This window comes from Phytomonospora endophytica (genome assembly GCF_014202425.1).
Taxonomy (GTDB): Bacteria; Actinomycetota; Actinomycetes; order Mycobacteriales; family Micromonosporaceae; genus Phytomonospora; species Phytomonospora endophytica.
Map to the genome: position 1 here is coordinate 230232 of NZ_JACHGT010000014.1, position 15478 is coordinate 245709.

Consider the following 15478-nt stretch of genomic DNA (forward strand, 5'->3'; position numbering starts at 1 on the left):
GCGTCTAGTTGAACGTGTTCGTCTGGGTGTTGCCGTCACCGACCTGCACGCCTTTGGCCTCGCGCAGGTCCACGGTGTACTTCCCGCCCGGATCGGCTAGGGCCAGCACCTTCCGCGCCAGCTCGACGGCCTCAGCGTCATTACCGATACCTGTACCGGCCAGCTCCTCGGTCAGCCGTGCCCGCCACACACCCGACTCGACCTCGTCAGCCTCCAGCGCCGCACGAGCCTCACGATGCTCAGCGAGCTTCCTCGACAGATACCCCTTGAGACCAGTGTAGGTGTCCCCGACGAGATTCTTGGCGCTGTCGGCGGCACCCGCCACCAGCGCGGCGACAACGACTTCCAGACCGGTCACCAAGATCCCCCCAGCAGCGCATCCTGTTGCTACCAACCAAGTATCACGCAGCGAATCAAGGTCGCAACTCGAGCGATGCTTGGGTAGTTGCTTGAGAACAGATGGTTTCGCGCGCCGGCGGCAAGTGCGTTGGTCCAGCTGGTTCGTCACGCAGGATCACGTGTGCCGGGCGCCGGTTAGGACGGTCCTGCGTGGGCAGACCGTCCTACCGGTAGCCGCCAGTGAGACCTGGGCGTGTGCAGGTGAAGAGTGAGGGCCTCGGTCAGTCATGTGTCTCTGGGTGTGATGGCGCCGTCGCAGTCGCTGATCATCCACACCAGTCGAATGAGCGAGCCCGAATAACACCACGGCGTCGTCATCGGCGGTGGACAGGCCGGGCTCGCCGTCGGCTACTACCTGCGCCGCGCGAGGGCCGACTACGTCATCCTCGACGCCGAAACCCAGCCAGGCAGCGCGTGGCAGGACTACTGGGACTCGCTCCACCTGTTCTCACCCGCCGAATACAGCACCCTCCCCGGCTGGTGGATGCCCAAACAGGAAGGCGAACCCTTCCCCACCCGCGACCACGTCGTCGACTACGTCACCGCCTACGAGAAGCGCTACGAACTCCCCATCCGGCGCCCCGTCACCGTCCACGGCGTCCACCACGACGACGACCACCTCCTCATCCGCACCGACACCGGCGACATGCGCGCCCGCACCGTCATCTCCGCCACCGGCACCTGGCGCTCACCACACCCCCCCGACATACCCGGCCGCGCACTCTTCGGCGGCCGCCAACTCCACACCACCGACTACCGCAACCCCGGCCTGGGCAGCAACGGCTCGACTACCAGCCAAGCGGTATCCGTCACTCACCACGACGCACCACAACACCATTGTGGACACGCCAACATGATCACCAGGACACGCCTTAATACTGCAGCGACACTTGTCTTCGTCGTTTGTAGTGGCTGGTGCGGGCGGTGTGTTGGTGTCGGCGCCTGAAGCGTGACCAGGCCCAGACTCGTTCGTTGTCTACTGTGGAGGGCCGCCAGGGGGCGGTAAGGAGCCTGCGGATCTCGGGGACGGTCAGGGGTATGAGCTGTTCTTTTGCTGCCGTGGTGCCCCCTTTACCTCCTCGGCACGGATGGTGGCCAGCCATGCCAGCGCGAGCATCGACAAGGTGATGTGGGCATACCAGGCCCGCAGGTTACGGGCCTGGCAGTGGTCGAGGCCGGTCTCGTTCTTGGCCTGCTGGAAGCATTCCTCGATCCGCCATCGCATCCCGGCGACGGCGACCAGGTGGTGCAGGCGGGTCCGGCGCGGCCCGAAGCAGACGTAGTACGCGATCTGCTCGGGGCGCGTGATGGAGCGGCGGGCCAGGAGCCAGTGCCCGCGCCCTGGCCGCCAGGGACGGATCGGGACCATCGCCCAGTGATAGTCGCGCAGACCGTGCGCACCGGCACCAGCCGACAACCGCCGCCATGCCCGAGCCGGCAGTGCCGTGATGGTCGCATCGGCACGGCTGATGCTCAGGTCGATGCCGGTGACCTCGTCGCTCGTCTTGATCGCCAGGACATGAGCGATGTCGTGCTCTTCGAGCCAGACCCGCAGGTAATTCGCCTGCCCATAGGCCTCATCAGCGGTTACCCACGCAAACGGGACCCCGGCGGCCTTCGCGTGGGCGACCATCTCGATGGCCATGCGGGGCTTGGTCGCGAACTCCACCTCGTCACCGATCCCGGCCGCCCGGCACCGATCCCGGTCATCGGTCCACGACCTCGGCAGATACAACCGCCGATCGATCAACGCGTGCCCCTTCGAAGACGCGTAGGCGGCGAACACTCCCACCTGGCAGTTCTCCACCCGACCGGCAGTGCCCGAATACTGCCGCTGCACTCCCGCCGACCGGATGCCCTTCTTGAGGAACCCGGTCTCATCGACGATCAACACCCCGCCGGGCTCACCGAGATGCTCCACAGCCAGGTCACGCACATCGTCACGAACGGCGTCGACGTCCCAGTCCGCGAGGCGCAGCAACCGCTGCATCCCCGCCGGATGCGACTCCCCAGCCAGCTCGGCAAGGCTCCACCCGTTTTTCCGTTCCAACCGCGCGACCAGCCCCGACACATACTCACCAACCCGAGCACACGGCTCGGCACGCACGAACCGAGACCCGACCCGCGCCATTAACGCCTCGAACCCGACACCCCACCTGGCGACATCCACATCAGACACACCCTGCCCAACGAACCACCAACCAACAAGTGTCGCTGCAGTATTAAGACGCAGGGGCGAAGAGAGCCCGGCTAGAACTGCCCTGGGAGTGGTGATCGCAGATGATAATGCCCGCATGCCGCAGAGGTGTTTTCGGCGGCCGGCTGACGGTCCACTGTGGATCGATCCGCTGATGATTCCAGGGCGAACAGGGCTGTCGGGCTGTGCTGCCGCCTGGCGCAGAGCTGGCCCCGGCTCCTGTGCCCGTTGTATTGGCAGCGAGGCGATCTCGGCCAGGTAGGGCAGCGCCCTGGGTCTTGACAGTTCGGCGGACCGTGGTGTCTTCTGTCATCGCCCTTAGCTCTGATCTCATCTGCCCTTCGTGAGGTTGCCGTGCCTGCTCGTACGGTCCGTAGTGCCCACTTTCGCTTGCTGACCAGCGGCGTGGTCCTGTCCCTGATCACTGGTTTGCTTGTCGGCATCCCGTCGTCTCCTGTCGCGGCTGATGAAACAGGCCCCGGATGGCCGCTGGGGGCGTCACACGATGCCCCAGTTCAGCAGGTTGGATCTGCGGCGGTCAGTGGCCAGAGGACGGGGGAGCCGCCGTCGCCGATTAATGCTGAGTCTCCTTCGGTGCCTGGCGCCGTTGGAGATGAGCCGGCGTACGAAGATGTTGCGCTGGAGCACCCCGATGCGATCGAACAGCAGGTCGGCGTCCTTCCCGGGCTCGAAGGCGACGAGCCGGATGGCTTCGTTGCCGGGAAATCGGTTGAGCTGGTTCAGAAGCGGACAGCGACGACGACGGTGTTCGCGAACCCGGATGGAACTCAGACTCTGAGGACCTTTTCCCAGCCGGTGTTCAAGGAAGTGGGCGGAGGCTTCGCGAAGATCGACACCTCGCTGAGGCTGGTGGGCGACCGTTGGACGCCGACCAACGCAAGTGTCGTCTCCTTCGGCGTGGACACCACGGATCCCACGCTGGTACACGTGAACCTGACGCCCACCACCGCCGTCGCCTACTCGCTTGCGGGGGCTGCAGTAGTCAGCGGCACCGCGGTGGGGCCGTCGATCACCTATGACGCCGTGATGCCCGAGACCACGCTTCGGTTGACGGCCACGGCGGGTGGGACGAAGGAGGAGCTCGTCCTCGCCTCAGGTGATGCCGCGTCCTCGTGGCTGTTCCCGCTGCGTACCGACGGTGTGGCCGCCTCGATCGATGCTGCCTCGGGAGCGGTGGTCTTCAGTGACGTCTCCGGAGCGGTTGTTGGATCGATGCCACGTGGTTTTGCCGTGGACTCCAGGATCGACCGCGATACCGGTGAAGGCGCGCGGACTGACGATGTCACCTACGAGATCGTGGAGCACCAAGGAGGCCAGGCGATCCGTATGACCCTCGACCGCGGCTGGCTGACCGACCCGAACAGGGTCTTCCCGGTGACGGTGGATCCGGACGTTGAGGTGAGGACATCGTCGGACACCTACGTGATGAAGCCATATACCAACAACTATTCAGGGGAATCCGAACTCAAGGTCGGAGCCGTCGATGGACAGATCGCAGCCGGGCTCCTGGCGTTCTCGTCGCTTAAGACGGACCTGAAGAACAAGTTCATCCGTGGGGCGAAGCTGCAGCTGTTCAACTCCTACTCTTACTCTTGCAGCCCGCGCAAGGTGACGATCTATCGCATGACGAAGGCATGGACGTCGAACTCGTCGATGTCATGGCCTGGACCGGCCTACGATGCGTCGACTCCGGTGGCGTCGAAGTCCTTCGCGCACGGGTACAGCGGCTGTACCGCGGCGTGGGAGTCGTTCAGTATTGACCGGATGCGCATGACCAAGTGGGTGCATGGCACCGAGGCGTTCTACGGCTTGCGCATCGGTGCGTCATCTTCCGACAAGTACGGCTGGAAGAGGTTCACGTCGGCCAACTTCTCCGGGGGCGCCCCCTACCTTGACGTGACCTACTCCGACCAGGGGGCTACGTATCTGATCCCGTCAGGGAAGTTCAGCCCGTCGGTCACGGCCGCTTCCGACGGGAAGATCGTCGTGCGGGTCACCAACTGGGGTACAACGACGTGGAAGAAGGGCACCGGTTACGCACTGCGTCATGAAGTCCTCAAGTCCGACGGGACGACGCTGGTGCGGACCGAGGCGGCGAAGTTCTACCCGACGAGCGATGTTGCACCGCATTCGAGCATCGACATCACCATGACGGTCAAGTTGTTGCCGATCGGTTCGTACGTACTGCGCATGTCGATGCAGGACCCGAACGGAACCTGGTTCAACAAGGCGCCCTACGAAGTTCCCTCGGGCGTTGCTGCCTTCAATGTCGCCAACAGCGCGCCCTATGTCGCTGGCAACTCTCCCGCGCACGGCGCGACGAGCGACTCGATCAGACCGACCCTGTGGCTGGACTATGCCGACCCGGACAACGCCCCGGTCGGGAAGCAGCTGTACGCGTTCAAGGCGTGCACCGACCAGGCCGCGACGAACTGTATCGAATCCGGATACGTGTCGACGTCTTCATGGGTGGTTCCGGCGGGACTTCTGAAGTGGAACCAGCCGGCGTACTGGTGGGGGCGGGTCAATGACTCGGTGACGGCCTCCGCGGTGGTCGGCCCGATGGTGTTCACGCCGCAGCCGGAGCAGCCGGCGGTCACTTCGCATCTGGCGGGGGCCGCTGATGGCGGTGACGTGCCGGGAGTGAACCCGCAGGTCGGGAACTACACCACGACGGTCACCGATGCCTCCGTCAACGTCTCCGGACCTGCGCTATCGGTCACCCGGACCTACAACTCGCAAGACTTGCGGATAACAGGAGCCTTCGGCGCGGGATGGTCGACCTGGCTCGATCAGCGTCTCGCCGTAGACGGCGACGGCTCGGAAACGATCCTCGCCACCCTCGCCTCGGGTACCCAGATCCGCTTCGGCCGCAACCCCGATGGAACCTATGCGTCCCCTGCGGGCAACACGCTTCAGCTGGTCAAGACCGGCAGCGCTTACGTCTTGCGTGACAGCACCGGGAGCGTGCGGACGTTCAGCTTCGCCGGTGAGCTGATCTCGATCTCTGACGCCTCCGGCCGTCTGCAAGAACTTACCCACGTGGATGGGCATGTCACCCGCGTGACCGACAAAGCGTCCGGTCGCTCACTTCACCTGACGTGGACGAATGGGCACATCACCGCAGTGGCAACCGATTCACCCGCAGCCGGTGAGGTCGCCGCGACCTGGACCTACGCCTATGACGGCGACCGGTTGATCACTGCCTGCTCGCCGCTGTCAGCCGCGTCGTGCACGACCTACGGATATGCCGACTCGTCCTATTACCAGTCCGTGGTGAAAGACAGTAACCCACACATCTACTACCCATTGGACGAGACCGAGGGCAGCACCCTGGCCAATGCCACGCCTCAGGATGAAGACGCTGATGACGGGGTGTCCACCGGGCTGACACTGGGGGTGCCCGGCGCGATCACCGGTGCTGCAGGGACCGCAGTCGGCTTCGCCGGGGGCATCGACTCATCGATCGTCCTCCCCAACGAGGCAGTCGATGGGGCAGTCCAGACCGGTTTCGAACTGTGGTTCAAGGCCGCGCCCGGCCAGACTGGGATCCTCCTGAACCAACAGAACACCGCCATCAGCGCCGGCGACCCCACCGAATGGTCGCCGCTGCTCTACATTGGAACCGACGGTCTCCTGCGCTCGGGATACTGGATGGCGACCTCCCTCACCGGACCCGGTAAACGCCAACAGCTCGCCACCACGGCGAGAGTCGACGACGGTGCATGGCACCACGTGGTCCTCACATCGGCCGTGACACAACAGGCGTTCTACCTCGATGGCACGCTCGCGGCCACCGAGTCGGGCCGGACCATCGACCACACCACGCGCTCCACGTTCCTCCTCGGCACCGGGTACACCGGCGGCTCCTGGCCGGCGGTGCCGACGACCGCCGGCTACTTCGGCTTCGCCGGCCAGATCGACGACGTGGCCATCTACAAGCACGCCCTCTCGGCTACCCAGGTCGCCACCCATCACGCCGTCGGTCGTCTCGCAGGCACCCGCCTCAACACGATCACCGAACCCGGCGGATTCAACGCCGCCACCGCGATTCACGACAGCACGACCGGACGTCTGCTGACCTTCAGCGACCGCAACAGCGCCACGTGGACACTTGGCGGTTCCACCGTCGCCGAGAAGAAGCGACAGGTCACGATCACCCCAAGCTTTGCCGAGCCGATCACCTACACCTACGACATCGAGCACGGCGGTCGCCTGGTATCCCGCCAAGACGGCATCGGCACGAAGTCCTATGAATACAACGAAGCCGGGTTCGTATCCAAGATCGTTGACGAGGTCGGCCAAAGCACCGCCGCCACCACCGACGCCCGCGGCAACAAGCTGTCGGTCACGACATGCCGAACCACCGGCTCCTGCCAAACGAAGTACTTCGGCTACTTCCTCAACGAAGCCAACCCTCTCGACCCTCGCAACGACCAAACCGTCTGGGCCTCTGACGGCAGGTCGGCGTCGGCCACGGACACGGTCTATCGAACGACCTACACACTGGACACCGCCGGTCGGGTAACGGTCACGACGTACCCGAAGCACGCCTCCTCAGCAGCCGCGGGGTCGGAATCGACCGAGTACACCACCGGCACCGAAACGGCGACCGGGGGCGGGAATGTCCCACCCGGGCTGCCGAAGAAGAGCACTTCCCTGCTCGGGGCCGTGACAACGTACGCGTACTTCCCCACTGGAGATCTCGCCGAAACCGTGGAACCAGGCGGCCTGGTAACCCAGCGCCTCTACGACAAGCTCGGGCGAGTCAGGAGCACGAGCCAAGGATCGGGAACCGGCAGCGCCTTTATCGCCGAAGGCACCACTGCCACCACGTACAACCCGATCGGCCAAGTCGCCACCAGCACCGCCCCCGCGGTTGAAAACCCGATCACCGAGGTCACCCACACCCCGCTGACCACTAACAACTACGACGACGCCGGACGCCTCCTGCAAACCACGATCAGCGACACCACCGGCGGCGACACGAGCAGAACATGGAACTTCGCCTACGACCCAGCGGGACGCCCGACCAGCACCATCGGCCCCGACGGCACCACCACAATCTCTGAATGGGATGCCGCCGGCGACAAGATCGCCGAAACCACTGCCACCGGTCTGCGACTCGAGTACACCTTTGACGACCGTCACCGCCGAGTACGCACCACCGCCGAAGGCACCGACGCCGATCCCGCCGGACTCGTCGATCCAGCAGATCCCGAGGACTCCGGAACCAACCGGCTCATCACCGAGGCGCGCACCTACTACGACAACGATCTCCTTGCCGGAGTCGTCAACGCAAACGGCGAAGAGATCACCTACGACTACTACTCCGACGGGCTGACCAAGGCGACCTACCTCGAGTTGCGCGACAGCGATCACGAGATGATCCAGCGCATCCAGCTGTCGGCCTTCACCTACGACGCCGCAGGCAAGGCCACCAAGGCCGCCACCACCACTGGTACAGGCGTCCACAGCTACACCTACAACGCGCGCGGGTTCGTCACCACCGACAGGTTCTACGACGACCCCAGCGACGACCCGGCCAGCTGCACCGAAGGCTGGTGTCCACCGGCAACGACCACCGGCGTCGGCGAGGAGATCGACTTCAGCTACGACGCGGCAGGCAACAGCCTGTTGGAAGAACACTACGAAATCCGAGCCGAGCGACTCATCGGCTACTGGAGCTACGACGTCGAACGCGCCTTCGACCCGGCCGGCCGCATGACCTCTGAAACCAAAGTCCGCGAATCCAGCGCCCCCGAGTGGCTGGGCGTCGCAACCGCTCGATCCGTGATCACCACGGCCGAAGAAACCACGACCTACACCCACACGGCCCGCGGCGAGGTCGCCACCGCCACCAACCCAGCCGGTGTCACCGAGCGGTACACCTACGATGCTTTCGGCCGCCTCACCGCCAGCACCGCCGGAGCCCGCACGGTTTGGGAGAACGGGACCGAACACACCGGAGTCGAACCCACGACCATCCGTGGATACAACACCTTCGGCGAACCGACCCACGAACGCAACGTCGACGGTGGCCTCACCACGACCGCATATGACGCGATGGGACGGCCACTCACCACCTCACTACCGACCTACACCACTCCCGGCCCATCGAACAGCATCACGCCCGTTGTCAGCACCGAGTACGGGCCGCACGGTCAGCCGGTCACAGAGACCGACCCCCGCGGCAACGTCACCGCCTACACCTATGACCTCTATGGACGAGTCACCACGCAGACCGACCCCGACCCGGACGGCAACGGCCCGAAACTCGCCGGGCTTTGGACCTCGACCTACGACCGCCTCGGACGAGTGCTCAGCAGGACCGACCCAAGCGGTGCAGTCACCCAAGCCACTTGGGACGCCCTGGGCAACCAGCTCACCAACACCACCACTGAACGCGTTGATGGACAGCTGGCGTACTTCACCACGCACATGACCTACGACCACGCTGGGAACCTCACCAGCACCAAGACTCCGAGCGGCCAAACGACCAATTACACCTACTACGCCAACGGCCTACCCGACCGGATCATCGAGGCCAACGGTGACTACACCCGACACGAGTACCCCGCGGATCTCGCCTCCAAGGTCACGAAGACCACTGTCGTCCGAGGGGATTCCACCTACCGAAGCGACTACCAACGCCTCGATGGGCTCGGGAACGCCATCGTCGTCAACGAGGGCGGCAACAGCTATGGACAGCGCTTCGATGACGACGGGCGCCTCATTGAGGTCGAGGGTTTCTATACCTCCCACGGCACCGCGAATTCGCCAACGCGCTACACGTACAACAACGTTGGCCAAGTTGCGACGATCACCACCTTCCAGACCCTCGACAGCGACCCTGTGGCATCTGACAACCAATACGCCGACCCGGTCACCGTCCAATTGGGCTACGACAGAGCCGGCCGCCTGACGCACATGGTCGACGGCAACGGCAACAGCACCGACTACACGTTCAACGCGATGGGCCTGCAGGAATCCACCATCGAACCGGCCACCGCAGCACACCCGAATCCCGCCGACCGAACCTGGACCACCGTCTACGACGCGGCCGGGAACGCCACTGTCCAGCTCATGCCGGCCGGAGTCAAACGCGACATCACCTACGACGCCCTCAACCGCATCACCAACGAAACCGGCACAGGAGCAGAATCCGCAACTGCGGCCAAGACCTTCGACTACGACGCCCTCAACCGCACAACCTCGGTCAGCGGTCCTAACGGCGCGACAAGCCTCTCCTACAACGACCGCGGCCTGCTCACCACCGTCGCCGGCGCCAACACCGCGACCTACAACCACGACGGCGACGGCCGCATCGCATCGCGCACCGACGCCGCCGGCACCAGCACCTTCACGTACGACAACGTCGGGAACCTCAAAACACTGACAGACCCGATCACCAGCACCACCCACACCTACACGTGGCGCCCCGACCACCAAATCGCGGCCATCGACTACGGCGGACCCGAGCGCACCTTCACCTACGAACCCCTCAACGGGCGCCTCGCGAGCGACACGTTCACCAACCCTGCCGGGGAAGTCACCGCCTCGACTACCTACGGCTACGACGTCGCCAGTCGCCTCACCTCAAAGACGACCACCGGCCTGACCGGCGCAGGCACCAACACCTACGGCTACGACGGCCTCGGACGTCTCACCAGGTGGACAGCCCCCGATCAGACCACAACAACCTACGGGTGGGACAACGCCAGCAACCGCACCACCGTCACCACGCCGGACGGAACCCGAACCAGCACCTACAACGAACGCAACCAGCTCATCAATGCCAGCGGTGGCAGCCAACCCGACGAGACCTGGACCTACACGCCCAGAGGCACCCTCCGTGACCACACCCTCGGAACCGACACCACGACGAACAACTACGACGCCTATGAGCGCCTGACCTCCGTCACCACCACCGCTGAGACGGTCAGCTACGGATACGACGCTCTGGACCGACTGACGACTCGAAACGGCGCCACCGGCTTCACCTACAACGACCTCACCAACAACCCGGTCATCACCCCCGACTCAATCGTTCTGCGCGATCCCACGGGTGACATCGTCTCCAGGAACCGCACCGCAGGCGCTGCATTGACGTGGACAGACCAGCACGACGATGTCATCGCCGACATCAACGCAGCCAACGGTGCTATTACGGCCAGCAACGCCTACAGCCCCTTCGGGGAAACCGCAGCAGACAGACCCATCAACGGTCTGGGCTACCAAGGCGGTTACACCGATCCCGCCACCAAACAGGTCAACGCCCATGCCCGCTGGTATGACCCGACAACTGGCGCCTTCAAGGGAAGGGATACCTGGCAACTCACGCCCTCACCGACGGCGACCAACCGATACGGCTACGCAGCCGGCTCGCCGCTCAACTACACAGACCCCAACGGCCACGACATCTTCGGCGGGCGCTTCAATACATATGGTCGAGCTACCTCCGGTGGAGGTACACGGGCAAGCGCCGGACCGAGCCCGATACCCAGGCCGACCGAGGTCGTCGGCTGGACAGCGGTCGGAGCGGCGCTCATCGCAGCGATGATCCTCCTCATCCAATTGATCGAAAAGCTAACAGCAACCACGGCGGGATCCAGCACGACAACGAGCACCGGCACCGGCATATCCAACTATCCAGCCGGGCACATATGCGTCCACAACCCACGCGCGTGCGATAGACCGGACAAGCCGCCTACAGATGATCCACGCATTCCGCGCCCCCCGAATGACGACGGATGGGAAGACCTCCTTGACTTCCTTGGGTCTCTTGCCGATCGACCTGATGACGCCAGCAAAGACGCCGTCACCGGGGACGACCAAATCGATCTCCTCAACGGCCTGCTTCTAGACAATGATCAGCTCCGCGACAAACTGATCGAACAGGGGATTATTACTGTCGATGATTCCGGGAATGTAACTAGCATCAACTGGGATACGGACGGAGACTGCTCCTCCATGCCCTGGCAAGGTGAAATGGAAAAAGCGCGGCCAGATGCGTATAACCGAACGGAACGCGCCACATGGTCTGCGGCATATCTCTGTGGTGACCCGAATCCGCACACGAAGCGATCAAAACTCCCGAATCCTTGGGACTGGCCGAAGCCGAACGGGCTTGCAGATGACGGAACGTGGGCCTATGACCGCTGTCACCTGCTTGGCAGGCAATTGTCTGGACCCGATACGCGTTCAAATCTAGTCACCTGTTTTGGGTCGACCACCAATCGCGGAGATATGCTTACCTTTGAGAACGAGACATATCAACGAGTAAATCCTAGGGTTGGTTCGGGTGAGCATATTATCTATATTGCGGTACCCTTGTATGGTGGAACCGAAATTCGAATTCAAAACGGAAACTCGGTTACGTACGATGACACCCTGTCGATGATAGCCATTTATACCATTGGCAGCAGTGGGCGCATTGACAAGAATATCTTCGCTAACAGATAGAGAGCGTCAATGAACATGCGATTCGAGGAGTTCCTGGGTGTCCCTATGTTGCCAGTGCCGAACATTGGCTGGGACGAAATCGAGGCCGAGCTAGGATTGGTGCTCCCTGCGGATTATAAGGCTTGGGGGGACAGGTATCGGACGATCAGAATTGCAGAGTATCTAATCATCGAAAACCTTCGCTCTCTTTTCGGTCAGGGGACAGCCGGGAATTTGCGGGACAGAGTCGCGAGTCCATTTGGCTACATCCGAGACGCAGTGCGTCGAGATGCTTCAGCGCCGCTGCGTACCACAACCGGATTGTTTCCCTATCAGGCCCAGGTGCTGAATTTTTACCCGGAGAGTTCGGGTCTGCTTTACGTCGGCCTTGGGGACAATAATGAAGTTGTTGGTCTGCTTCCTCCAGGTGGCGATCGCAACGATTGGAAAATTGTCGTCACGGATGCCCGTGAATGGTGGATCTACGATGGAAAGTTTGAAGACTTTCTTAAGGCCATTGTTACTGGTGGGATTGAGTGTGATCTGTTTCCTTGGTTGTCCGAGCAGCCAGTTGTATTGGAAGAGCTAGTCTCGTACGAGTCGACAGAGGGAGGAGTCATCCCTAGATGGCGACGCATGTCTTAGCTGGGAATCGAACAGCTCCGACTGGGGCATCGGACTGAACTCCACGCTCAGGGCACCGCTAGACGCTGCAAAATCCAGCCAGGCGATGGATCTTCAAAGCCTGCTCCCCCAGCTTTTGGGAGCAGACGCGGGAGCTGAACAGCGTTGAACCGCGCCCAACCTTCCACAGCTGCCGCGCCTGACCTGCCGTCGACTCTTTCCGCAGGTCAGGGGCATGATCGGACGACCCTGACACAGAAGCGCTCCAGTTCAGCGCGGTTCGAGTCGGTTGGGTGTTTGTCCAGGTCAGGCGGGGTAGGTTGTCGATCTGGCTTTCCGCTTTGGGTCGACTCCGGTGACCACTTCCTGCCTGGCGGAGGTGATTGCTGAAGCAGGGTGGTCACTTGCGCGCTCGGCGCTTTGCGCTCGCATCGCAGTCTCGACGATCGTCCACAATGGAGTGATGGGAACGGAGATGTACGGCAAGACCGCGGAACTGTGGGACGACCTGACCGATGTTGCCTGCGACTTCTTGGCCGAGCGTGCGCGGCTGGAGCGGCCGACCTCGTACACCGAGTTGAACACCGTCCTGCACAACCGGGTTGGGGTGAAGTTCGACTTCGAGCAGGCAAGTGATCGAGCCGCGATGGGGCACCTGCTCGGCCTGGTGGTTGAACGCACAGTCGGCACGGGCCTCATGCTGTCGGCCCTTGTCCACTACCTGAATGCCAACGACGCTGGTCCAGGCTTCTACAGTCTCGCCCAGACTATGGGGCTGTTGCGCCGCGGGGCGACGGCGGACGAACGAACGGTGTTCTGGATTGGGCAGCTCAAGGGACTGTATGCCTTCTACCGACGGCGGTGAGGGGTCCACGTCATCTAGCGGGTGCGGCGCCGACGCTGCGCATCGGACAGAGGCGTTCGAGGGATGTTCTCGCCAGCGACCTCGACTCGGTGGGGTACGTCAGCGAGACTCCGATCAATGATCGGAACGGGATAGGCCAGTGTCGACTGTTTCGACCTCTCTCGTGCGCCATCACACTCGGGCTCGCTGGCCGCGTCGGCGGACCACGCGCGATGGTCAGGGTGCGCTGTTATTGGTAGGTGGCGAGGTGTTGGGGGCAGAGGTAGAGGTGGAGTCCTTCTGGGGTGATGTGGTGGGACAGTCCGCCCCAGGCGGTGGCTGGGTCGTAGAAAGGGGCGAGATGAGGCTTCAGCGAGGGCAAGTTGTCAAGTGTCAAGTTACGGGGCATCGCGGGCATTTTGGGGTCGAAGTTAAGGTAATAGATCCACCGATCGACGTAGAGGCATTTATTGACTTCATTCTGCTAGTCGAAGTAGGGGTTCAAGTCAGTCCGCAAGATTTCCCGCCTGTTGGCACAGTTCTCACCGCTGTGTTTGTTGCGACGATGCCATGGGGCGAGCACAGATTGTCTGCACGAGCGTCCTCGATCGCGCAGTCTGACGTTGAAGGAGACGCTGCAGTGTGAACCAGCTCCCTCCTTGCGACTAATTCTGGCTATGTCGTCGGGGTGGGTTCCGAAGGGCACTCGAGCCGTTCGAAGTCAGAGGGCTACGGTGCCCTGGAGTCCCTGAGGCGCCAGCGGTCATGGCCAGCTCGCGCCAACGTGATGGCCCTTGCTGACGACCCCAATCGCGACCTCGACAGGTCAGAAAAGGGCGTCAAGTACTTCATCGTATGCCGTGAGGGCTGGAATATGCTTCCTTGCTGCCGCCTCAGGGCCATGCTTTCCCACGTGCGGCACGTGCCGCCGTATACAGGCGCCACCTTGCCCTCAGCTCATGCCCAACACTCGTATACCGTTGCGCGGGCCGCAACTCCAAAACCAGTGACGCATATTTAAGTCCAAGCCTTGTCTGCCCGATGTCGGGCGTCAGGGCATTAATATTGAGCCCGACCACGTTTGCAATCCTGTTCCCGCCAAAAGGCAGATTCTTTGAGACGTTGAAGAGCCCGACTTCCATCCATAGTGGAGCTGAGAGAGTTCGGAAAGTGCTCGACGCCGTCGGAGGGCGTGCCACAGGTTGGCATTCTGTGGCCCGGGACGGTCGAAAGTGGAGGTAGTTCCCGCGCTGGTGGCTTTAACATACTCTCGCACGTCAGATGTGTCGACGTCGTCAGGCAAAGCCCTAATCTTCCTGCTCCCACCGCCTTTGGGAGCCGGCGCAGGAGCTGAACAGCGTTGAACCGCACCCAACCTTCCACAGCTGCCGCGCCTCACCTGCTGATCGACTCTTTCCACTGGTCAGAGGCATGATCGGACGACCCTGACACAGAAGCGCTCCAGTTGAGCGCAGTTCGGGTCGGTTGGGGGTCTTTGCAGGTCAGGTGGGGTCGGCTGGAGTTCGCTATGTCCATTGTGGATCGACCTGGCCGAGCTCTTCCGGGATGACGGAGGCGCTTGCTGGAACGGAAGTGGTCAGGGTGGTGGGTGCGACATCATGCTTCGGGGCGGCAGTGGGTGGGGTCAGCGAGAGTGGCTACTGCATGTCGAAGAAGGACGTGGCTTAGAGCTTCTAACGGGATCTTCAGTGTTTGTGCTGGTGGTGGGTGACGGTCGTGGGGTTTGGTTGTTGGATCGTGTATGGGACGACCGTGGGTTGTGGACGATGAGTTGTGGGCGCGGGTGGCGCCGTTGCTTCCGGCGTGGCCGAAGCGGTCGCCGGGGCCGAGGCTGCTGGACGACCGGTTGTGTCTACAGGGGATCTTGTTCGTGCTGCATACCGGGATCGGGTGGGAAGACCTTCCCCAGGAGCTTGGGTACGGGTCGG

Annotated in this window: 7 protein-coding genes; 5 read left to right on the forward strand and 2 right to left on the reverse strand. The window is 62.8% G+C overall.

The genetic code is table 11. The features are described 5' to 3' along the window. Positions 1-4: 4 nt before the first annotated feature. Complete coding sequence (locus HNR73_RS28965) at positions 5-358, reverse strand: Het-E N-terminal domain-containing protein (RefSeq protein WP_203686617.1); 354 nt, start codon at positions 356-358, stop codon at positions 5-7. A gap of 357 nt (positions 359-715) precedes the next feature. On the opposite strand from HNR73_RS28965, the gene HNR73_RS28970 reads away from it, so the two are divergent. Next, positions 716-1345, forward strand: coding sequence for an NAD(P)-binding domain-containing protein (locus tag HNR73_RS28970; protein ID WP_184790849.1), 630 nt, complete (start codon positions 716-718; stop codon positions 1343-1345). 84 nt (positions 1346-1429) lie between these two features. Here the strand turns inward: HNR73_RS28970 and HNR73_RS28975 are convergent, their stop codons facing one another. Continuing rightward, positions 1430-2530, reverse strand: a complete 1101-nt coding sequence (locus tag HNR73_RS28975; protein WP_184790850.1) for an IS701 family transposase — start codon at positions 2528-2530, stop codon at positions 1430-1432. A gap of 660 nt (positions 2531-3190) precedes the next feature. On the opposite strand from HNR73_RS28975, the gene HNR73_RS28980 reads away from it, so the two are divergent. From HNR73_RS28980 to HNR73_RS41250, 4 genes are all read left to right on the forward strand, one after another. Next, positions 3191-12082 carry a LamG-like jellyroll fold domain-containing protein gene (locus HNR73_RS28980; RefSeq protein ID WP_184790829.1) on the forward strand — a complete coding sequence of 2964 codons (8892 nt, stop codon included), beginning with the start codon at positions 3191-3193 and terminating at the stop codon, positions 12080-12082. A gap of 9 nt (positions 12083-12091) precedes the next feature. Beyond that, positions 12092-12706 (forward strand): hypothetical protein, encoded by a 615-nt coding sequence (locus HNR73_RS28985; protein WP_184790830.1) that lies wholly within the window; start codon positions 12092-12094, stop codon positions 12704-12706. 442 nt (positions 12707-13148) lie between these two features. Further along, positions 13149-13550 (forward strand): hypothetical protein, encoded by a 402-nt coding sequence (locus tag HNR73_RS28990; protein WP_239122253.1) that lies wholly within the window; start codon positions 13149-13151, stop codon positions 13548-13550. 1741 nt (positions 13551-15291) lie between these two features. Continuing rightward, a partial coding sequence (locus HNR73_RS41250) for a transposase (protein WP_221331190.1) occupies positions 15292-15478 on the forward strand: 187 nt, incomplete at its 3' end.

Excerpts from the sequence above, each read along its gene's own strand:
- HNR73_RS28985 (WP_184790830.1), top strand. The coding sequence starts at position 12,092 with ATGAACATGCGATTCGAGGAGTTCCTGGGTGTCCCTATGTTGCCAGTG.
- HNR73_RS28975 (WP_184790850.1), bottom strand. The coding sequence starts at position 2,530 with ATGGCGCGGGTCGGGTCTCGGTTCGTGCGTGCCGAGCCGTGTGCTCGG.
- HNR73_RS28990 (WP_239122253.1), top strand. The coding sequence starts at position 13,149 with ATGGGAACGGAGATGTACGGCAAGACCGCGGAACTGTGGGACGACCTG.